This is a genomic window from Kineothrix sp. IPX-CK (genome assembly GCF_039134705.1).
Taxonomy (GTDB): Bacteria; Bacillota; Clostridia; order Lachnospirales; family Lachnospiraceae; genus Kineothrix; species Kineothrix sedimenti.
The window spans coordinates 2,107,133-2,127,255 of sequence record NZ_CP146256.1; the positions used below are offsets into that span (position 1 = coordinate 2,107,133).

At 42.7% G+C, this 20,123-nt stretch carries 21 protein-coding genes; 20 read left to right on the plus strand and 1 reads right to left on the minus strand.

Annotated features, from left to right (window positions below; translation table 11 throughout):
- The first annotated feature begins 2 nt into the window (after nt 1–2).
- From V6984_RS10230 to lgt, 20 genes are all read left to right on the plus strand, one after another.
- Nucleotides 3–785, plus strand: coding sequence for a flagellar biosynthetic protein FliR (locus V6984_RS10230; protein WP_342759681.1), 783 nt, complete (start codon nt 3–5; stop codon nt 783–785).
- On the plus strand, nt 782–1,894 hold the full coding sequence (gene flhB / locus V6984_RS10235; protein WP_425324241.1) for a flagellar biosynthesis protein FlhB: 1,113 nt from the start codon (nt 782–784) through the stop codon (nt 1,892–1,894). The genes V6984_RS10230 and flhB overlap by 4 nt, the downstream gene beginning before the upstream one ends.
- A gap of 20 nt (nt 1,895–1,914) precedes the next feature.
- Complete coding sequence (flhA, locus tag V6984_RS10240) at nt 1,915–3,951, plus strand: flagellar biosynthesis protein FlhA (protein ID WP_342759682.1); 2,037 nt, start codon at nt 1,915–1,917, stop codon at nt 3,949–3,951.
- A complete protein-coding gene (gene flhF / locus V6984_RS10245; RefSeq protein ID WP_342759683.1) occupies nt 3,948–5,162 on the plus strand; it encodes a flagellar biosynthesis protein FlhF in 1,215 nt (404 codons plus the stop codon). Before flhA ends, flhF begins: the two co-directional genes overlap by 4 nt.
- A 12-nt stretch (nt 5,163–5,174) precedes the next feature.
- A complete protein-coding gene (locus V6984_RS10250) occupies nt 5,175–6,050 on the plus strand; it encodes a MinD/ParA family protein (RefSeq protein ID WP_342759684.1) in 876 nt (291 codons plus the stop codon).
- Between the two features lie 22 nt (nt 6,051–6,072).
- Nucleotides 6,073–6,819, plus strand: coding sequence for a flagellar brake protein (locus V6984_RS10255; protein WP_342759685.1), 747 nt, complete (start codon nt 6,073–6,075; stop codon nt 6,817–6,819).
- A gap of 157 nt (nt 6,820–6,976) precedes the next feature.
- Nucleotides 6,977–7,576, plus strand: a complete 600-nt coding sequence (locus tag V6984_RS10260) for a CheB methylesterase domain-containing protein (protein WP_342759686.1) — start codon at nt 6,977–6,979, stop codon at nt 7,574–7,576.
- A 1-nt stretch (nt 7,577) separates the two neighbouring features.
- The gene (locus V6984_RS10265; protein ID WP_342759687.1) at nt 7,578–9,680 is read left to right on the plus strand and encodes a chemotaxis protein CheA; all 2,103 of its coding nucleotides are present in this window, start codon (nt 7,578–7,580) and stop codon (nt 9,678–9,680) included.
- Nucleotides 9,681–9,693: 13 nt separating this feature from the next.
- Nucleotides 9,694–10,161, plus strand: a complete 468-nt coding sequence (locus tag V6984_RS10270; protein WP_342759688.1) for a chemotaxis protein CheW — start codon at nt 9,694–9,696, stop codon at nt 10,159–10,161.
- Between the two features lie 10 nt (nt 10,162–10,171).
- On the plus strand, nt 10,172–10,786 hold the full coding sequence (locus V6984_RS10275) for a chemotaxis protein CheC (RefSeq protein ID WP_342759689.1): 615 nt from the start codon (nt 10,172–10,174) through the stop codon (nt 10,784–10,786).
- Between the two features lie 42 nt (nt 10,787–10,828).
- Entirely contained in the window at nt 10,829–11,314 is a 486-nt protein-coding gene (locus V6984_RS10280; RefSeq protein ID WP_342759690.1) for a chemotaxis protein CheD, read from the plus strand.
- A 28-nt stretch (nt 11,315–11,342) separates the two neighbouring features.
- Nucleotides 11,343–11,603, plus strand: coding sequence for a hypothetical protein (locus tag V6984_RS10285; RefSeq protein WP_342759691.1), 261 nt, complete (start codon nt 11,343–11,345; stop codon nt 11,601–11,603).
- 33 nt (nt 11,604–11,636) lie between these two features.
- On the plus strand, nt 11,637–12,404 hold the full coding sequence (locus V6984_RS10290; protein ID WP_342759692.1) for a FliA/WhiG family RNA polymerase sigma factor: 768 nt from the start codon (nt 11,637–11,639) through the stop codon (nt 12,402–12,404).
- 15 nt (nt 12,405–12,419) lie between these two features.
- Nucleotides 12,420–14,003: a FapA family protein gene (locus tag V6984_RS10295; RefSeq protein ID WP_342759693.1), complete on the plus strand. Its 1,584-nt coding sequence runs from the start codon at nt 12,420–12,422 to the stop codon at nt 14,001–14,003.
- Between the two features lie 20 nt (nt 14,004–14,023).
- Nucleotides 14,024–14,350 carry a hypothetical protein gene (locus V6984_RS10300; RefSeq protein WP_342759694.1) on the plus strand — a complete coding sequence of 109 codons (327 nt, stop codon included), beginning with the start codon at nt 14,024–14,026 and terminating at the stop codon, nt 14,348–14,350.
- A gap of 13 nt (nt 14,351–14,363) precedes the next feature.
- Nucleotides 14,364–15,161: a DUF6115 domain-containing protein gene (locus V6984_RS10305; RefSeq protein ID WP_342759695.1), complete on the plus strand. Its 798-nt coding sequence runs from the start codon at nt 14,364–14,366 to the stop codon at nt 15,159–15,161.
- A 37-nt stretch (nt 15,162–15,198) separates the two neighbouring features.
- Entirely contained in the window at nt 15,199–15,837 is a 639-nt protein-coding gene (locus V6984_RS10310) for a hypothetical protein (protein WP_342759696.1), read from the plus strand.
- 186 nt (nt 15,838–16,023) lie between these two features.
- Nucleotides 16,024–16,788 carry a 30S ribosomal protein S2 gene (gene rpsB / locus V6984_RS10315; protein WP_342759697.1) on the plus strand — a complete coding sequence of 255 codons (765 nt, stop codon included), beginning with the start codon at nt 16,024–16,026 and terminating at the stop codon, nt 16,786–16,788.
- Nucleotides 16,789–16,830: 42 nt separating this feature from the next.
- Nucleotides 16,831–17,766, plus strand: a complete 936-nt coding sequence (gene tsf, locus V6984_RS10320; RefSeq protein ID WP_342759698.1) for a translation elongation factor Ts — start codon at nt 16,831–16,833, stop codon at nt 17,764–17,766.
- Between the two features lie 246 nt (nt 17,767–18,012).
- On the plus strand, nt 18,013–18,822 hold the full coding sequence (gene lgt, locus V6984_RS10325) for a prolipoprotein diacylglyceryl transferase (protein ID WP_342759699.1): 810 nt from the start codon (nt 18,013–18,015) through the stop codon (nt 18,820–18,822).
- A gap of 68 nt (nt 18,823–18,890) precedes the next feature.
- On the opposite strand, the gene V6984_RS10330 is transcribed toward lgt, so the two are convergent.
- On the minus strand, nt 18,891–20,120 hold the full coding sequence (locus V6984_RS10330) for a GHKL domain-containing protein (RefSeq protein ID WP_342759700.1): 1,230 nt from the start codon (nt 20,118–20,120) through the stop codon (nt 18,891–18,893).
- Nucleotides 20,121–20,123 lie beyond the last annotated feature (3 nt).

Below are 20,123 nucleotides of genomic sequence, written 5' to 3' on the forward strand. Positions count from 1 at the left end.
TTATGATTGATTATGCTTTTACATATGCAAGTCTTGAATATTTTTTATTGATTTTCACCAGGGTGACCTGCTTTGTCTTTATCGCACCGTTTTTCAGTATGAATAATACGCCGAGACAGATAAGGGTAGGGATCAGCTTTTTCGTATCACTGCTTGTTTTCTTTGTCTTGGCTCCTTCCGAACCGCTTCAATACGACACTTGGTTAGGCTATACGGTAATCGTTATGAAGGAGGCCCTGACTGGCTTTATCATCGGGTTTGGCGCGAACTTGTGCAATTCCATCGTATCCTTTGCGGGACATGTTATTGATATGGAGACGGGATTGGCCATGGTTACGATCATGGATCCCACGACGAAAGAATCTACAAGTATTTCCGGTGTGTTCTATCAATACATGATAACTCTTATGCTCATTGTAAGTGGGATGTACCAATATCTCTTAAAGGCTCTGGTGGATACTTTTACGCTGATACCGATAAATGGTGCCGTATTTAGGACTGACTCTCTGACGACGTCGGTGGTTCGTTTTATGAGCGATTATATAATTATAGGTTTTCGCATTTGCCTTCCCATATTTCTTGTTATGGTAATGCTGAACGTCATTCTTGGCATATTGGCGAAGGTTTCGCCCCAGCTCAATATGTTCGCTGTCGGTATTCAGATCAAGATTTTGGTAGGTCTATCGGTACTGTTTTTAACGGCAGGAATGCTGCCCGTAGCTTCTAATTTTATTTTTGAACAGATGAAAAAAATAGTAGTGTCATTTGTAGAGGGACTAATGTGATTTTACAGTATAATCTCCAGTTTTTTGCGAAAGATGGTCCGGGCGGAGAAAAAACGGAGCCTGCTACCGATAAAAAGTTAAGGGATGCCAGAAAAGAAGGGCAGGTAGCTAAGAGTAAGGAAATTGGCAATGCCTTCGGACTTCTCGCCTTATTTTTAGTGCTGAAGTTCTATGTGGGAAGTATGGGAAACAGCTTTTTAGAAGTTTTTTATGGCATTTACGGACAAATACCGAGTCTGATAAAGAACTATAACGGAGAGGTTCCTGTTACCAGTCTGCGTGCCGTATTCAACAATATGGTTCTTGAGATGATTCTCATAATGGGTCCGGTGCTTATCATAGGATTACTGGTAGCGTTCATTTGCGATGTTGCACAGGTGAAATGGAGCCCAACAGGAAAGACTCTGCAGCCTAAGCTTAGTAAGCTTAACCCCTTGAAGGGATTTAAGAAGATTATTTCCAAGGATTCCCTGATGGAACTGGTAAAATCATTGCTCAAAGTGGGCTTGATCATATATGTGGCATATTCTTATTTGAAGGATAAGTATGATTACATTTTCCTATTATATGATATTCCGTTAAACCAGGCTATTTTGCTTATTGGAGAATTGGTCATAGATTTAGGAATACGAGTTTCTGCTATTTATATACTCATAGGAGTTCTGGACTTCGCTTATCAGAAGCATAAATTTAAAGAAGATATGAAGATGACGAAGCAGGAGATTAAGGATGAGTATAAGGATCAGGAGGGTGATCCTAAAATTAAGGGAAAGCAAAGACAGCGCATGAGAGAAGCTTCTCAGCGCCGTATGATGCAGCAATTGCCTGAAGCGGATGTGGTAATTACCAACCCTACCCACTATGCGGTGGCAATCAAATATGACCCTGATAAATATGAGGCTCCTTTGGTCATTGCAAAGGGAGAGGATTATCTCGCGCAGAAGATTAAAGATGCGGCGAAGGAGCATCACATAGAAATTGTAGAAAATAAGCCCCTTGCCAGAATGCTGTATGCGAATGTAGATGTGGGCGAGCTGGTACCTCCGGAGTTGTATCAGGCAGTAGCCGAGGTGCTCGCATTCGTATATCATTTGAAGGGAAAGACGTAAGAAGAGAGGAGGAGTAAGGTATGAAAAGGGCGGATATAAGTATTGCATTATTTGTGGTGTCTGCGTTTGTTATGTTTATCGTGCCTATTCCGGCGTGGCTGCTCGATATTTTTCTTGCTTTTAATATAGCGTTGGCATTTACTATCTTATTCGGTTGTATGTTTGTAAAAGAAGTATTGGATCTGTCATTTTTCCCGACGATGTTACTGTTTACTACTATATTCAGAATTGGGTTGAATATGTCTTCTACAAAGCTGATATTATCTTCCGGCGACCCGGGTAATGTCATCTTAGTATTTGGTAACTATGTAGGTGGGGGCGATCTCGTAATCGGTGTTATCATTTTCATTATTTTGATTCTCATTCAGTTCATGGTTATCAATAAGGGCTCCGAAAGAGTTGCAGAGGTAACGGCGAGATTCACGTTGGATGCTATGCCCGGTAAACAGATGGCAATCGATGCGGATCTTAATACAGGCGCGATTACGGATGTGGAAGCGAAGAGAAGGCGTGATAAGATTCAGGAGGAAGCGAGTTTCTTTGGTTCCATGGACGGTGCTGTGAAGTATGTTAAGGGAGATGCGATAGCCGGACTCATCATTACCGTAATCAATATTGTGGGTGGTATCGCGATGGGAGTGCTCCGCCAGGGAATGGATATAGGAGGGGCGGTAGATAAGTATACAATCCTTACTATCGGTGACGGTCTCGTCAGCCAGATTCCCTCCCTGCTCATTTCGCTTTCTACCGGTATTCTTGTAACGAAAGGCTCCAAGGATGCCGATTTCGGTTCGATGCTCATCCGCCAGTTGTTCGGTGTGCCGAAGGTATTGTATTTTGTTGGAACCATTTTAGCGGTGTTAGGTGTTGTCACTCCATTAAATGACATTCTTTTTATTGCGATGGGATTAGTATTTATCGTAAGCGGAAGAGTCATGGCAGGAACCATCGAGACCGCGAAGATAGAGGCAGAAGTGGATATGGACGAAATGGCGGCGGAGGAAATCAGACAGCCGGAGAATGTGACCAGTCTTTTACAGGTGGATCCTATCGAGCTGGAATTCGGCTATGGAATTATCCCTCTTGCTGATGTGAATCAAGGCGGCGACTTATTAGATCGCGTTGTTATGATAAGAAGGCAGATAGCTCTGGAACTTGGGACCGTTGTACCAATTATCCGCCTGCGAGACAATATACAGCTGAATCCGAACCAATATATTATTAAGATAAAAGGTGTACAAGTAAGCGAGGGAGAGATTTTGTTCGATCACTACATGGCCATGAATCCCGGGTATGTGGAGGAGGAAATCACAGGTATTCCTACCTTTGAACCTTCTTTCCATCTGCCGGCGATTTGGATTACCGAGGGGCAGAGGGAAAGGGCCGAAAGTCTGGGCTATACGGTAGTAGACCCTCCGTCCATTATCGCGACGCACCTGACAGAAGTTATAAGGCAGTATATTTCCGAGCTGCTCACAAGACAGGATGTACAGAATCTTGTCAACAACATGAAGGAAACGAATCCCTCCCTGGTGGAAGAACTTGTTCCGAAACTGCTTGGTGTCGGCGAGGTTCAAAAGGTATTGCAAAATATGTTGAAGGAAGGAATCTCCATCCGGGATTTGCTTACCATTTTCGAGACGCTGGCGGATTACGCGGCGACCACGAGGGATACGGATATTTTGACGGAATATGTAAGGCAAAGCTTAAAGAGAGCTATTTCCAGCAAGTATTTTCCTTCTAACGAGACCACCAGCGTGGTGACCATGGATCCGAAGCTGGAACAGGAGATTATGAACAGCGTAAAGCAGACAGAGCAGGGGGCATACCTTACTCTCGATCCGGAAAAGACGAAGACGGTCATCAAGTCGGTAGGAGACGAAGTGCAGAAGCTAGAGAATCTGGGTAAGAATCCTATTATTATCACTTCGCCTATCGTACGCATGTATTTTAAACGGCTGACGGAGGATTATTTCAGAGACTTGATTGTCGTTTCTTATAATGAAATCGAATCAAATGTAGAATTACAATCTGTTGGGATGGTGACGATAGCATGATAATTAAGAAATTCCAAGGAAAAACAGAAAACGAAGCCGTAGAAGCGGCAAAAAGAGAGCTAGGAAAAAATATCGTTATAATGAATGTGAAGGGCGTGAAAAAGAAAGGCTTTTTCCGCTTTTTCCGTTCGGATATGGTGGAGGTGACGATCGCTCTCGAGGAGGAAAATGAGAGATATTATCCATTGAGGAAAGAAGAAAAAAAGGAATCGGCAAGTCCATCGAAGGTGGTTTATCCGTCTCCATATAACGAGATTCAAAATTCCAGATCTCTCTTTGTCGAAAATCTTGATGAGGAAAAAAGAGAAAGCACTTTGCTGGAGGAGAAGCTGGATAATCTTCACATTCTTTTGGAACAGCAGCTCCAGCGTCCGGAGAGCGAAAAGGTGGAGGAAGAAGAGGCAGTACATAGTGAACTTGAGAAATTCACCAAGATTTTATACAATACAATGTTGGATAATGAAGTAAGCGAGAAGAATGCCAATCAAATCATAGACGAAATTGAGAAAAATGTGAAGCCAAACATGCCCTTCGACTATGCGCTTTCCAGCATTTACCAAAAGATGGTTCTCAAATTCGGCAAGCCGGCAAGCATAACGCCTCCTGAAAACGGGGTAAAAGTGATCTTCTTCGTAGGTCCGACCGGAGTGGGAAAGACTACTACCATAGCGAAAATAGCTTCCAAATTCATCGTGGACGATAAGAAAAAGGTAGCGCTTTTAACTGCAGATACATACCGCATTGCGGCGGCAGAGCAGCTTCGCACCTACGCTAATATCTTAGAGGTGCCTTTTCGTGTGATATATGCTCCAGAGGAAATTGCGCAGGTTTTGGAGAATTTTGCGGATTATGATTATGTTTTTGTAGATACGTCGGGGCACTCCTACCAGAACGAGGAGCAGAAGGCCAATACCAACGAGCTGATTCATTCAGCGGATGGTCTGGCTGAAAAAGAAGTCTTTCTAGTGCTCAGTGCTACCACCAAATACCGAGATTTGATCCGTATCGTCGATTCCTATTCGCAAGTTACAGATTATAAGCTGATATTTACAAAGCTGGACGAGACTTCGGCGATGGGAAATCTACTGAATATCAAGCTATATACGGGCGCTTCATTATCTTATGTTACTTGCGGGCAGAACGTGCCGGATGACATAGAAGAGTTCAATCCCCAGAAGACTGTAAAAAAATTACTTGGCGGACAAAATTAGGAGGACAGGATTATGGATCAGGCTGAACAGTTAAGGAACATTATTAAGGCCAACAGTCATCCACAAAGACCTTTGGCTCGCGTCATCACAGTTACCAGCGGAAAAGGGGGAGTCGGTAAATCCAATACGTCCATTAATTTAGCAATTCAGTTCCGTAAGATGGGGCAGAAAGTGATTATACTCGATGCTGATTTTGGACTTGCGAATATCGAAATTATGTTTGGAACGGTGCCAAAGCACAATTTGAGCGATTTGATATATCAGGGGAAAAATATCAAGGAAATCATTACACGGGGGCCGATGGAAGTGGGATTCATTTCCGGAGGTTCAGGAGTTGCGGCATTGTCTAACATTACTAAAGATAACCTGTCTTATATTATTCAGAATCTTGCGGAGTTGGATTCACTCGCGGATACGATCATCATTGACACGGGAGCGGGTATTTCCGATGCGGTACTGGAATTTCTTGTGGCGAGTCAAGAAATTTTACTGATCACTACTCCGGAGCCGACTTCCATCACAGACTCCTATTCACTGTTAAAGGCGCTTTGCAGACATCCTGATTTCTCCAAGGAAGAAACGAAGGTCAGGATGATTGCCAACAGAGTGAGAAAAACAGGAGAGGGTGAGAATCTTTATAACAAGTTGTATTCTGTTGTAAAGAATTATCTCAGAACTCCTATGGAATATTTAGGGGAGATACCGGAGGACGGACAACTTTCCAAGGCGGTAATGCAGCAAAAGCCAGTATCCTTGGAAAATCCGGGTGCGAAATCAGCGTTAGCTTATGAGGAAATAGCGGCTAAGCTGATGAATAAAGAAATGAATAAGAATACAAGCATGCGGGGAATGGCGGCAATTTTTTCTCATATATTAGGAAAGAGATAAATAGGCAAAGAGATGGTGAATCATGGCAGGTAAAATATTATCGAAATATGTGATACCGGGGAATAGAGTTGATATAAGGGAGACGCGAAAGAAAAAAGGGAAAGAAGATGAGACTGAGGCTCGAATCTATCAAAGTCATGTGTATGACGTTCTTTCTGAGGACCGAATAGAAGTTGTGATGCCTATGGAAAAGACGAAGATTATTCTACTTTCGATAGGCAGTGAATTCGATTTGTATTTTTATTTGACGGACAGTGTTTACCGATGCCGTGCGAAGGTAGTCAACAGAAATAAGAAAAATAGCACTTATCTTTTGACTATGGATTTGATCAGTGATTTAAGGAGGGATCAGAGGCGGGAATATTTCAGGTTCAGTTGTGCACTGGAGATGAATTCCAGAGTTCTTGAGCCGGACGAGATAAAGGCTTTGGAAAAAAGGGATAAGAAGGAGTTCAATACTCCGGGGCTGCCGCTTAAAAAAAGTATCATCGTGGATATCAGCGGAGGCGGGTTGCGCTTTGTGGCAGATTTTAAATATGAAGCGGGCAGCATGCTGCTTTGCAAATATCAGTTGGATACGGAGAATGGTACCAGAGTATACGAATTGACTGGAAAAGTTCTCAGCGTGAAAGAGGTGGAGAATCGCCAGGAAGTATACGAGCATCGGGTACAGTATATGAATATCGATAAAGATGTGCGGGAAGAAATCATTCGATTTATTTTCGGTGAAGAAAGAAAGAACTTGAGGAAGAAAGGTGAAAATCTATAGATTCAGGCTGCTTTTCATAATTTGACATAAAATACCGAAAAATGATGACTATTGATGACTTTGCACTCATGAGAAGGGCGGTCTATGATATAATCATTATAGGTAAAAGATTCCAAGTGAAAAGCAGAGCCGAAAAAGGATAGTGGAGCTTATGAACATGAGTATAGGTCAGGTACCGGGCGGTAAGATCGTGGCGATCGCCAGTTCTACCGGCGGACCGAAAGCTTTACAGGCAGTGATTACGAAGTTGCCGGCAAAGTTGAACGCTCCGATAGTTATCGTGCAGCATATGCCGCCTGGATTTACGGCATCTTTGGCGGAACGGTTAAATACGCTGAGTGAGTTAAATGTAAAGGAAGCCAGTGAAGGAGATGTTCTGGCGGCAGGGAGCGTTTATATTGCCAAAGGCGGAAAGCATCTCAACATCCGTTATTCGGGGAACCGTCATGTGGTATATTATACGGACGAACCGAATAGAGAGGGCGTAAAGCCGTGCGCTAACTATATGTATGAATCGCTGTCGGAAAGCCGGTATGGCGAAGTAGTATGTGTAGTTATGACAGGAATGGGCGCTGATGGAACGAAGGGAATCACTTATCTGAAAAAACAAAAGAAAACACATGTCATTGCGCAGGAGGAAGAGAGCTGTGCGGTATATGGAATGCCTAAGAATATAGTGAATGCCGGGCTTTCCAATCAAATAGTTCCTCTTGAACGCATTGCGCAGGAAATAATCACGAACGTGGGGGTAATTTAAAATGGACGTAAGCCAATATCTCGAAATTTTCCTTGATGAAACAAAAGAACATTTACAGAGCTTGAATACTGAAATATTAAATCTTGAGCAGGATCCGGAGAACGCGGATACGATCAATGAAATATTCAGGGCAGCGCATTCCTTAAAGGGTATGGCAGGAACCATGGGCTATAAGAGGATGCAGGCGCTCACTCATGATATGGAAAATGTATTTTCAGAGGTGCGTAATGGCACAATCAAGGTGAAAGGGAATATGATCGATATCCTTTTCAAATGTCTGGATGCGCTGGAGGAATATTTGAATGCGATTCAGGCATCCGGCGATGAGGGAACTAACGACAACGCGGCGCTTATTAAGCTTCTCAATGAAGTATTGGAAAGCAAAGGAAGTGATGGTGAAGCTGCTTCTAAGGCAGAGAAAAGACAAGATAGTTCCACTGACAATGTATCAAAGCAGATTGTTGTTCATGATATCGCTTTTGACGATACACAAAAGCGCGTACTGAACGAAGCGCTTAGACAGGGTAAGAATGTATACGGAATTACTGTAAAGGTTCAGGAAACTTGCATACTGAAGGCGGCGAGAGCATTTCTTGTATTCAAGTCATTAGAAGAACTGGGAGAAATCATCGTATCCGATCCGCCGGTTCAGGACATTGAAGATGAACGATTTGATCTCGAATTTAGCTTGGTTTTCATTTCTGACAGCCCGCTTGAGAGAGTAGTGGATGCGATTAAGCATGTTTCGGAAATCGAAGATGTGCAAGGCTCCATAATCGATAAAGAAAAATTGGCATATGTGTCTGGAAGCGACAGCATGGAAATGGATTTGCCTATGGCTTCTGAAAAGACCGGAAGCGTGGAAACTGTTTCCTCAGAAAGACAAGCGCTGCAGCAGATGGCAGGCAGCACAAAAACGGCAGAGAAGAAAACTCAGGTATCGAAGCCTGTAGTAAACAGAACGGTCCGTGTGGATATAGAGAAACTGGACGTGCTCATGAATCTGGTGAGCGAGCTCATTATAGCGAAGAACTCCTTAGTATCTGCTTCCGGTGGAGAAAGAGGAAATAACTCCAGCTTCAATGAGCAGATTGAATATCTGGAAAGTGTAACGACGAATCTTCATGAATCCGTTATGAAGGTGCGTATGGTTCCTATCGAAAGCGTTGTAAATAAGTTCCCGAGAATGATTCGCGATTTGTCTAAGAAATTGGATAAAAAGATGGAATTGTACATGTCTGGCGAGGAGACGGAGTTAGACCGTACCGTAGTGGACGAAATTGGCGATCCTTTGATGCATTTGCTGCGTAATGCCGCGGACCACGGGTTGGAAACGGCTCAGATCCGTAAGGAAAATGGCAAGCCGGAGGTAGGCTCTATTTTCTTAGACGCTTATCAGGATGGTAATAATGTAGTGATCGAGGTGCGGGATGACGGTGCCGGGATCAATACTGAAATGGTAAAGAATAAGGCGGTAAGCAGGGGAATTATTACTGCGGATCAGGGCGAGAATATGTCCGAGCCGGAGATTATGAACCTTCTGTTCCATGCAGGCTTCTCCACATCGGAGGTAGTGTCCGACGTATCGGGCAGAGGCGTTGGTCTGGATGTGGTAAAATCCAAGATCGAAGCGCTTAGCGGCGAGGTAGAGGTTAAGAGCAAGCTGGGTGCAGGAAGCACATGGACGATTCGCCTTCCGCTGACATTAGCTATTATTCAGGCTTTGATGGTAGACGTGGGCGGCGAGAAATATGCGGTTTCCCTCGGTTCCATACAGACTATCGAGGATATTTCGCCGAGTGAAATCAAGACGGTACAGAATAAAGAAGTAATCCATTTGAGAGGAATCGTTATTCCGCTTATAAGGCTGAGCGGCGTGCTCGATGTCACGAGCAAGAAAAACCCTGAAGATAACATGACAGTGGTCATCGTTAAGAAGGGCAGTCGGATGGCAGGCCTTGTAGTAGATGAACTTATGGGACAGCAGGAAATCGTTATCAAGTCTTTGGGCAGATATATTACGAAATGTAAAGTAATCAGCGGAGCCACTATTTTAGGCGACGGTGAAGTTGCACTGATTCTCGATACGAATGCGTTGTTTTAAGGAGGAATAACAAATGGAAGAATTAAAAGTCGGTTTAGAAAATGAGACCACTCAGTTCATTGTAGTGAGACTGGGTGAGGAGCAATATGGCATAAATATCAAATATGTGGACAACATTGTGCGCATGCAGCATATTACGCGAGTTCCTAAGGTGCAGGAATATTTAAGGGGCGTTATTAACCTTAGAGGCGAAGTGATTCCTGTTATGAGCATACGCGTAAAGATGGATTTGGAACTGGATGAATATACGAAAGCTACGAGAATCATCATATTAAAGCTGGAACAGCAGGGAAACATCGGAATCATCGTGGATGAAGTGAAGGAAGTAGTAACATTGGATAACTCTCAGATCGAAAAGGTAGCATATGACAGCAAAGAAGAGCGGGAAAACTTTATCTTCGCCATTGGTAAATACGAGGACGGAGGGTTGATATCCCTTCTCGATTTAAACATGGTTGTTTTGGATAAAGAGAACGCATAGGAGGTTTCTTGTGGCTAATCTGGATTTGGAGACTATGTCTCAGGAGTATTACGACGTATTAAAGGAATTGGGAAATATCGGAGCTGGAAATGCAACAACTGCTTTGGCACAAATGCTGCAATGTAAGGTCGATATGTCAGTGCCGCAGGTCAGGCTTCTGGAGTTTCAGGATGTCGCTACCCTTATGGGCGGTGAGGAGCAGATTATGGCAGGAATCTATCTGGGCGTAGATGGAGATATTACGGGAAGCATTATGTTTTTGCTGGAGAAGGATTCGGCCAGGCATTTGGTAAGCAAGCTTATGGGAATGCACTTGGAAGGTGAAGACTTTTCGGAAATGGAGATGTCGGCACTGCAGGAGGTAGGAAATATTATAACAGGTTCTTATCTGAATTCCCTATCCTCACTTACCGGGTTATGTATTTATCCTACGATTCCGTCCTTAGCAATAGATATGGCAGGTGCTATTTTAAGCGTTCCGGCAATCGAATTCGGAACTTTGGGAGATAAAATCCTATTAATACAGACGCAGTTTTTTGATGAGATTCAATTGGATGGTTATTTTATCCTTATTCCTGATTTGGAGTCTTACGGAAAGATATTGTCTTCTCTTGGAATTGTGTGAGGACAGTTTGTACCAAAGAAAAATAGGAGACTCGGAAGAGATATGAGTGAAACAATAAAAGTCGGAATGGCGGATCTTAAAATATGCGTGAGTCCGGATGTCGTTACAACTTTAGGCTTGGGGTCTTGTGTTGGAATCGCAATTCGAGACCCCATAACTAAAATAGGAGGATTGGCGCATATCATGCTGCCAGACAGCACGCAGATAAAAAACAACAGCAATGTTCCTAAGTTCGCGGATACAGGAATTATCGAGCTGGTACGCCAGATTGTCGCAAAAGGCGCGAATCAAAGCCGTCTTGTGGCGAAAATAGCAGGAGGGGCACAGATGTTCGCTTTTCAAAATAAATCGGATATGGTGCGTATTGGAGACAGGAATGTAGAAGCGACGAAGAAAAAGCTGGCAGAGCTAAAAATACCGGTTTTGGCACAGGATACCGGCGACAGTTATGGAAGGACGGTTATATTTTATCCGGAGACGGGCGATTTTGTAATTCGTGCGGTTGGTAAGGAGCAGAGAGTAATATAAGAAACAGAAGAAAAGAGGGGTAACGGCAATGAGAAGGAAATTAATACCACCTTTTTTGATGCTGTTTGCAGGCGCGATAACCAGTATTACTATGTGGGCGCTTCACTATGAAACCAGGACTATGCTTTCCATTTTACTTGGAGTATTGGTCATTTTCTACATAATAGGCTGTTTGCTGAAATGGATGCTGGATGTTTTCGATAAGCAGAATGTGGTGCCTGAGGCACCGGAGGAAGCACAGGAGCAGATACAAGAAGCAGCGGAGGAAGAAGGACAGGTGGACTCATAGAGAAGGCAATCTTAAGGGTAACTGGAGGAGAGTATGGACGAAGCAGGCAGAAAAAAGATGTGGGAGGAATACGGGAGAGGAAAGTCAACTGAAGTACGCGAGAAACTTATCTTGGAATATGCTCCGCTCGTAAAGCTGGTAGCAGGCAGACTCAGCATGTATTTGGGGTATAACGTTGAATACGATGACTTGGTCGGTTACGGTATTTTCGGATTGATAGATGCCATCGATAAATTTGACAGTATGAAGGAGGTCAAATTTGAGACTTATGCCAGTCTGCGCATTCGGGGAGCAATTCTCGATCAGATACGCAAGATGGACTGGATACCCAGAACGATAAGGCAGCGCCAGAAGAAGGTTGAGAATGCGATAAAAGAAATCGAGGCAATACACGGAAGAAATGCGACAGAAGAGGAGATTGCGGTGTCCCTTGGAATTTCCGAGACGGAGTACGGTGAGTGGCAGTCGCAGATGAAGATTACGAATGTGGTATCTCTGAACGAGTTCATGGAACAGGGAAGCGAGGTGCCTTCCGAAAATAATAAAAATTCACATTTTTACAGTCCGGAAGAGGTGATTGAAAAAGCAGAGTTAAAGGTGGTATTAGGAGAGGCACTAGGTCTGCTTACGGAAAAAGAACGCAGAGTGATTGAATTATATTATTATGAGGAATTAACGCTGAAAGAGATAAGCAGTATATTGGAAGTGTCAGAGTCGAGAATTTCGCAACTGCATACGCGGGGTTTGCAGAAAATGAAAACCAAAATGGGGAACTACATAGGAATATTGACTATGAGTTAGTGGGGTTAGCTTATTATGAATGGATATTTTCAACTTATTTGTGAAGAAGGTATAACGAGATTACAAGTATTTCCACCGACAAACGCCGGAGAGCCAGTTAATTTAGGGGAAATTGTAGAATATTTATCGAGCAGAAATATCGTATATGATAATCAGGCACTGCATTCTGTCATTGGAAAACAGGAGCCTTATGTGATAATTATTAATAGTGTGGCGCACATGGAAGAACGTGAGAGCTACAAACTGATGGTGAGTTCGGATAAAATGACGGCTACCGTTCGTTTTTATCCTCCTTCTGTAAACGGCGGAAAGATGACTAAAAGCGAATTTATCGACGATCTTGGCTTTAAAGGGATAAAATTCGGAATACAGGAAGAAGAAATAAGCAAGTACTTTGAAAACAGACGTTATTGTGAAGATATCATCGTTGCGAGGGGAAAAGAGCCCCGTCACGGGACAGACGCTTATATAGAATACTATTTTAATACAGACTTAAAAGTAAAACCTACATTGAAAGATGATGGAAGCGTAGATTTTTTTAATCTAAATACAATCAATCATTGTCATAAGGGTGATGTGATTGCCAGGCTGTTTCCTGAAGACATGGGGGAATCTGGCACCAATCTGATGGGAGAGAGGCTGAAGCCGCGGGATGTAAAGAAAAAGATGCTGAAATACAGCAGAAATGTCACGCTCTCTGAGGACAAGCTCAGCATGATTTCTGAGGTGGACGGGCATGTTACCTTAGTGGATGAGAAGGTGTTCGTTTCCGACGTCTTATCTGTCGATAATGTGGATAACGCCACGGGAAATATAGAATATGATGGAAGTATTCAAGTCAGAGGAAATGTATGTGCAAATTTCTCGGTGAAATCAAAAGGAAACATCGAGGTTCAAGGGGTGGTAGAGGGCGCTTATCTAGAGGCTGACGGTGATATCACCATTGCCAGAGGTATGAACGGTATGAATCGGGGAATACTGCGGGCGAGGGGAAATATCGTTGCGAAGTATATGGAGAATACCACGGCGACGGCAGGTGGATATGTGTCTTCAGAATCTATTCTGCACAGTACGGTGCAAGCAGGAACTGAGGTGACGGTAAGCGGAAAACGAGGCTTTATAACGGGCGGACGGGTATGCGCTACGAATGCGATAACTGTAAAGACGTTGGGATCTCCGATGGGTGTGGATACCATAGTAGAGGTAGGCGCCAATCCTACCACGAAGACCCGTATTCAAGAGTTACAAAAGGAAATCCTGGAGGCGACAAAGGTAGTTAAATCGGTTCAGCCGATACTAACGTCCACGCAGCAGAAGTTGGCGAAGGGAGTAAAGCTGTCTCCGGAACAAATACAGTACATGAAGTCTTTGATTTTCTTAAGCAAGGAGAAGACGAAGGAGATAGAAGAAAAGACGGCGGAAATGGATGGGCTTCAGGAGTTTATCGGTAATATGTCGGGAGCATGTGTCAACGTGACTGGTGTGGTATACGGAGGAACCCGTGTTTGTATAGGTGATTTATCCATGATAATTAAGAATGAAATGCAGTATTGCAAATTCATTAAAATGGATGGCGAGGTAAAAATGACGGCACTTTAGTGAAAAAGGAGGTCATAACGATGTCGATTAGCCGTATTGAGTTGCAGGGACAGATAACCCGTGCGCAGGATTATACTACGATAAAGCACAATGAAGACAATAAAGGAATGGTCGATCAGAGCAATTTCCAGAAACACTTCAGCAAAGTTGTGGATGATCGTATGACGCAGGTGCATCAAGGGGAGAATACCGAAAAGCAAAACAAGCGCTTTGATGCCAAGGATAAGGGGAATGGCGAATATTCAGGCGACGGAGGACAGCACCGTAAAAAGGATGAGGAAAAGAAGGGCGGTCCTGACGGGAAGGTTATGATTAAAAATATGAGTCGGTTTGATATAAAGATTTAGGAGAAGACAATCTATGATTACAGCGGAAATTGTTCTTCTTATTATTGGCGGTATCATTTTGGTATTGAGCTTTGTTTTGCCTGTTTGGAAGGAGAAAACGGAGAAAAAAGAGCCGCAGATAGATAAAGGACAAATAAAAGAACTGGTAGAAAAAGAAGTGGAAGAGGCCAAGAAGCGTATCGGCGATATCGTCGATGAGACGGTCACATATTCCATGGAGAAAACGGAGCGCAGTATGGAGCGGCTGGCAAATGAGAAAATCATGGCAGTCAACGAATACTCGGATCTTGTACTGGAAAATATTAATAAGAATCATAATGAAGTAATTTTTTTGTATGACATGCTCAACGATAAGCACGAAAACCTTGTGAATACTGTAAGTGAAGCCGGTAAGGTCGCGAAGGAAATAAAGCAAGTGGTAAAGCAGCCTGAGGAAGAAATAAGCAAGGCAGAGAAAAAATCTGTTCCTGCAGCGGCAAAATTTCCTAAAGAAGAAACTGTGGCCGAGAAAAAGGTGGAAAGCGAAGCAGAAGTGTTCGTACCCATTGCTCCGGAGAAGGTGACTGTTAAAAAGAGCGGCAGACGCAAAGCTGCGGATGCGGTGAAAACGAAGGTTGTAGGCGGTGAGGTCGAAGTAAAGAGTGAGCCGGCTAAGTCTGAGCATGGTGGCAAAGAAGAAACGGTCAGAAACAGTAACGAAAAAATATTGAGTCTGCACAAGGAAGGAAAATCCCAAACTGCGATAGCGAAGGAATTAGGACTCGGTGTCGGAGAGGTGAAGCTGGTCATCGATTTATTTGAGCAGGCTTAAAGCACGCAGGCCGAAAGTAGGACGGGCAGGAACGGATATGAATTTGAAATATTATTTGAGAGGGCTTGGCTTGGGCATAATCATTACCGCTGTTATTATGGGACTTGCGACGGGCGGAAAAAGAGAAGCGCTTACGAACGAGGAAATAATAACGAGGGCGAGGGCTCTCGGCATGGTGGAGAATAAAGTCCTGACGGAGTATACCGAAGAGGTTAAAGAGGGAGATGTGCAGGAAAGCACTGATAATGAGGTGGATAATGCAGGGACGAAGGCTGCTGTAAAGGAGCAGGAAATTCTGTCTATGGATGAGGCAGGAAAAGAAGCTGATGATGCGGCGGACTTGAAAGATACTTTGAGCGATTTGGACACTGATACGGCTAAAGCTGATTCTGACAGAGCTTTGGAGGACGAGGCTGCCGGCACAGTGGATGTGGAGGCGGAGGAACCCGAGCCTACGATTTTCTCCGTGAAGAAAGGAGAAGCTCCCTATAGTATATGCAAAAGGCTTGTAGAAATCGATTTGATTTCATCAGCGGATGACTTCGATACGTATTTACTAAATAATGGGTATGACAGGAAGATCGTCGCGGCAGAATATAAAATACCTTCCGGAGCTTCCGAAGAGGACATCGCAACAATTATTACGGGCGGAAAGATAGAGAATGCAGTGCCATAAAAATTAATACAATAATTTCAGCAAATTATTCAAAAGCCCTTGTCAGAAGGGTTTTTGTTATGTTATAATTCGAATGTTGTGACTAAAAAACACGTGTATCCATTCATTGTCGGTGCTTTTGACGCTTAAGGTAGGCAATGGAGTATAAGATATGCGGAAGCAAATTAACCAAATGGAGGTAGAAACATGAGCGTTATTTCAATGAAACAGTTATTAGAGGCAGGTGTTCATTTCGGACATCAGACGAGAAGATGGAACCCTAAGATGGCTCCTTACATCTTTACGGAGAGAAATGGTATCCACATCATTGACTTACAGAAGTCTGTAGGCAAGGTAGATGAAGCTTACAAAGCGGTATTTGATATCGCAACTCAGGGCGGGACAATTCTTTTTGTTGGTACGAAAAAGCAGGCACAGGATGCCGTTAAATCGGAAGCAGAGCGTTGCGGAATGTTCTATGTAAATGAGAGATGGTTAGGCGGCATGCTCACCAACTTCAAGACGATTCGCAGCAGAATTGACAGATTAAAGAAGATCGAGCAGATGTCCCAGGACGGAACTTTCGATGTTCTTCCTAAGAAAGAAGTTATTGCACTCAAGAAAGAGTGGGAGAAGTTAGAGAAGAATCTGGGTGGAATCAAAGATATGACAAGAATTCCCGATGCTATTTTCGTAGTAGACCCTAAGAAGGAAAGAATCTGTGTGCAGGAAGCTCATACATTGGGCATTACGTTGATTGGAATCGGCGATACGAACAGCGATCCGGAAGAACTTGATTATATCATCCCGGGAAATGACGATGCTATCAGAGCCGTAAAATTAATCGTTTCCAAGATGGCTGATGCTGTAATTGAAGCTAATCAGGGAGAGGAAGCTTTCACAGAAGTGGCTGAAGAAATGACTGCTGAGGCTACAGAAGCAACCGATATTGAAGAAATTGCGGCAGAATAAGCCATAGTATAGAATAGTGCGAAGAAAGGAATGGTTATTTAAATGAGCATCACGGCAGGAATGGTAAAAGAATTAAGAGAATTGACCGGTGCAGGTATGATGGACTGTAAAAAGGCGCTTACCGAGAACAACGGCGATATGGAAGCTTCCATAGAATATTTAAGAAAGAATGGTCAGGCTAAGGCTGAGAAGAAAGCTGGAAGAATTGCGGCTGAAGGACTTTGTCGCGTAGCTACGGACGGCGACAAATGTGCGGCGGTTGTTGAAGTTAATTCCGAGACGGATTTTGTTGCAAAGAACGAAGACTTCCAGAAGTTCGTTGAGAATGTTGCAGAGCAGGCAGTAGCATCCAATGCGGCAGATATTGACGCCTTTATGACTGAGGCGTGGAAAGAGGATTCTTCTAAGACGGTAAAAGAAGCGTTGGTAGAAAAGGTTTCTGTTATCGGCGAGAATTTGAATATCAGAAGATTTGAAAAAGTGGTAGCTGAGAACGGCTGTGTAGTAACTTACGTACATGGCGGCGGAAGAATCGGCGTTATCGTAGAAGCAACTACGGATGTTGTGAACGATGCGGTAAAGGAAGCTCTTACGAACCTCGCTATGCAGGTTGCTGCACTTTCCCCGAAATATGTATCTACTGAAGAGGTTTCAGAAGAATACAAAGCACACGAGAAAGAAATCATTGCAGCTCAGATCGCTCAGGATCCGAAAATGGCCGGTAAACCGGAGAAGGTTATCGAAGGCGCAGTATTAGGACGTCTGAACAAAGAACTGAAAGAGGTATGCCTCTTAGAGCAGACCTATGTAAAAGCTGATGACGGAAAACAAACCGTTGCTCAGTATGTTGCGCAGGTTGCTAAGGAGAACGGTGCCAATCTTTCACTGAAGAAGTTCGTTCGTTTTGAGACGGGCGAGGGTCTTGAGAAGAAGGAAGAGAATTTTGCAGAGGAAGTTGCAAAGCAGATGGGAAATTGATCTCACATTGAGAAATAAATCTAAGGAGCCGGAAAACGATGTTTTTCCGGCTCCTTTTACGCATTTTTGAATTGTTGTAAAATATCGCAGAATATCACCTGCCTTTGAAGAAAAGTTGATAAAAACTATTATGATAATGGTAAAACCTTGTCAAACGGTGGGAAATGTGGTTATAATAGTTTTTACAAGTAGGTTGAATGAAACAGTATTCATGATTTTTTAGAAATGGTAAGGTTGGAGGATAAGTTGAATAGATTTGCAGTGGAAGATTTGTTTGGAATTGAGGGCTTTAATATAGCCTGGTATGGAGTGATTATTGGATTTGCTATGTTGTTGGGGGTATTTATTGCTGATTACAGGGCGAAGAAAAATGGATACAAATCGGATTTGATTTTTGATTTTATTCTAATTGCGCTTCCAATTGCTATTATTTGTGCTCGTTTATACTTTGTGTTTTTTGAATTGGAGAAGTATTTGAATAACCCATTAAAGATATTTGCAATCAGAGAAGGCGGACTGGCTATTTATGGTGGCGTGATCGGAGGCTTTTTATGCGCAGTAGTTTTTTGCAGGATTAATAAATTTCCGATTTTTAAATTGATCGATTTAGCGATACCTAGTTTAATATTAGGACAGGCAATTGGACGATGGGGCAATTTCATGAATCAGGAAGCATATGGTGCAATTATCATGAATCCAAAGCTTCGGTTTTTCCCCTATGGAGTATATATTGATGCGGTGTCGGAATGGCATCAGGCCACTTTTTTTTATGAGAGTATGTGTAATTTATTGTTGCTTATAATTGTGCTTATTATTTCCGGAAAAACTAAAAAGGACGGGGTATTGCTATCAACTTATCTTATCGGTTATGGATCGGCCAGGTTTTTTATTGAGGGATTAAGAACAGACAGCCTTTACTTATTTGGAGAAATACGGGTGTCTCAGATTCTTTCATTTCTTTTGATAATCAGCGGAGGTGTTTTACTGGTTTTAATTAAGAAAAGTTATATAACAAATAAGGGATATAATGGGAAGTATTTGATTCCGAAATCCTAGTTTTTCATTAGCTAAGCAGTCGGGGGACTAATTTTATGTTGAAAATGCTTGTTTATGTATTTTTGCGACTATACCGGAAAATACAAGAATAAATCAAATAAATTGCCTTCCGTCTTGATTTGGATATTTCCATTCTGCTGTTTTACAATCTCCTGAATACTTGCCAGGCCGATGCCATGATTTTTGACATCAAGCTTCGTGGTTATGGGGATATTTCCGTCTACTACGATATTTGTCGTGGGATTCTTCATAGAAAGAACGAACATGCCCTTTTGCCAGTGACTTTCCAGAATAATATATCTGCTTTCATCCGAAATATTATTGCATGCTTCTATTGCATTATCCAGCGCATTGGCAAACAGTGCACAAACGTCTGCCTTATTGAGCGGCAGTTCTCCAGGTATCTCCACTTTTGCGTTAAAATGTATGTTATCCTTTTTCATTTTCTCTTCCTTTACAGTTAATACGGCATTAACTGTAGGGTCGCCGCAATAGATTAATGCCTTGGTAACCGCATCATTTTCAAGTAACTCCTGAATGTATACATCTTTTCTATCTGATGGCAATGCGGACAGGGTATGAAGATGGTTCGCCATATCATGCTTTAGTCTTCGTATCTCGAAGTGCTGCTGTTTCATTGCATCATAATACTTTCGATTGATCTCTTCATACATGATTTGCTGTTCCAGACTTCTCTGCTTTGATAGCATCGTAAAGGTCCATAAAAGTCCCGCAAAAGAAAATAGCGCTATAAGCAAAAGAGTAAAATATAAATTTTTGTTTTCCATAAAATTAGTCTGATACTCAGATAAAAGGATAACGCTTAAGACAATACCGATAGGGGTGGCTGTCAAAAGCAGCAGTAACTTCCACATGGAAGGAGATAAATCACTTTTTCTGACTGGCGCGAAAACTCTGATTTCCAGATATAATAAGATTGCCATCAGCAAACGAAATTCTGATTTGCCGTCGATATGCATTGTCAAAAAATTATCAATAATGGCATTGCCGGAAAATATGGTGCTTGATATCATAAGACCGATAGTCATTTTTTCTGTCAAAGAACCTTCAGAGGAAACCATTATTCCTGCCATAAAAATCAGAAAAGTAAGTGGCAGATTGCCCCAATCCGATATATAGATAATCATGCCGGAAATCAAACAAGTAATCACAAACAAAACTGCTTTTGCCCACCACTTTCTTTTTACCTTCAAAAGCCGTACGATTGTCAGAAAGTTAATGGTAGATGTTCCTATAAATAATAATATAAACTTAATGATAAATGTGACATGTTCCATCTT

Coding starts and splice junctions, on each gene's coding strand:
- V6984_RS10230 (WP_342759681.1), top strand. CDS start 3: ATGATTGATTATGCTTTTACATATGCAAGTCTTGAATATTTTTTATTG.
- flhA (WP_342759682.1), top strand. CDS start 1,915: ATGAAAAGGGCGGATATAAGTATTGCATTATTTGTGGTGTCTGCGTTT.
- flhF (WP_342759683.1), top strand. CDS start 3,948: ATGATAATTAAGAAATTCCAAGGAAAAACAGAAAACGAAGCCGTAGAA.
- V6984_RS10250 (WP_342759684.1), top strand. CDS start 5,175: ATGGATCAGGCTGAACAGTTAAGGAACATTATTAAGGCCAACAGTCAT.
- V6984_RS10255 (WP_342759685.1), top strand. CDS start 6,073: ATGGCAGGTAAAATATTATCGAAATATGTGATACCGGGGAATAGAGTT.
- V6984_RS10260 (WP_342759686.1), top strand. CDS start 6,977: ATGAGTATAGGTCAGGTACCGGGCGGTAAGATCGTGGCGATCGCCAGT.
- V6984_RS10265 (WP_342759687.1), top strand. CDS start 7,578: ATGGACGTAAGCCAATATCTCGAAATTTTCCTTGATGAAACAAAAGAA.
- V6984_RS10270 (WP_342759688.1), top strand. CDS start 9,694: ATGGAAGAATTAAAAGTCGGTTTAGAAAATGAGACCACTCAGTTCATT.
- V6984_RS10280 (WP_342759690.1), top strand. CDS start 10,829: ATGAGTGAAACAATAAAAGTCGGAATGGCGGATCTTAAAATATGCGTG.
- V6984_RS10285 (WP_342759691.1), top strand. CDS start 11,343: ATGAGAAGGAAATTAATACCACCTTTTTTGATGCTGTTTGCAGGCGCG.
- V6984_RS10290 (WP_342759692.1), top strand. CDS start 11,637: ATGGACGAAGCAGGCAGAAAAAAGATGTGGGAGGAATACGGGAGAGGA.
- V6984_RS10295 (WP_342759693.1), top strand. CDS start 12,420: ATGAATGGATATTTTCAACTTATTTGTGAAGAAGGTATAACGAGATTA.
- V6984_RS10300 (WP_342759694.1), top strand. CDS start 14,024: ATGTCGATTAGCCGTATTGAGTTGCAGGGACAGATAACCCGTGCGCAG.
- V6984_RS10305 (WP_342759695.1), top strand. CDS start 14,364: ATGATTACAGCGGAAATTGTTCTTCTTATTATTGGCGGTATCATTTTG.
- V6984_RS10310 (WP_342759696.1), top strand. CDS start 15,199: ATGAATTTGAAATATTATTTGAGAGGGCTTGGCTTGGGCATAATCATT.
- rpsB (WP_342759697.1), top strand. CDS start 16,024: ATGAGCGTTATTTCAATGAAACAGTTATTAGAGGCAGGTGTTCATTTC.
- tsf (WP_342759698.1), top strand. CDS start 16,831: ATGAGCATCACGGCAGGAATGGTAAAAGAATTAAGAGAATTGACCGGT.
- V6984_RS10330 (WP_342759700.1), bottom strand. CDS start 20,120: ATGGAACATGTCACATTTATCATTAAGTTTATATTATTATTTATAGGA.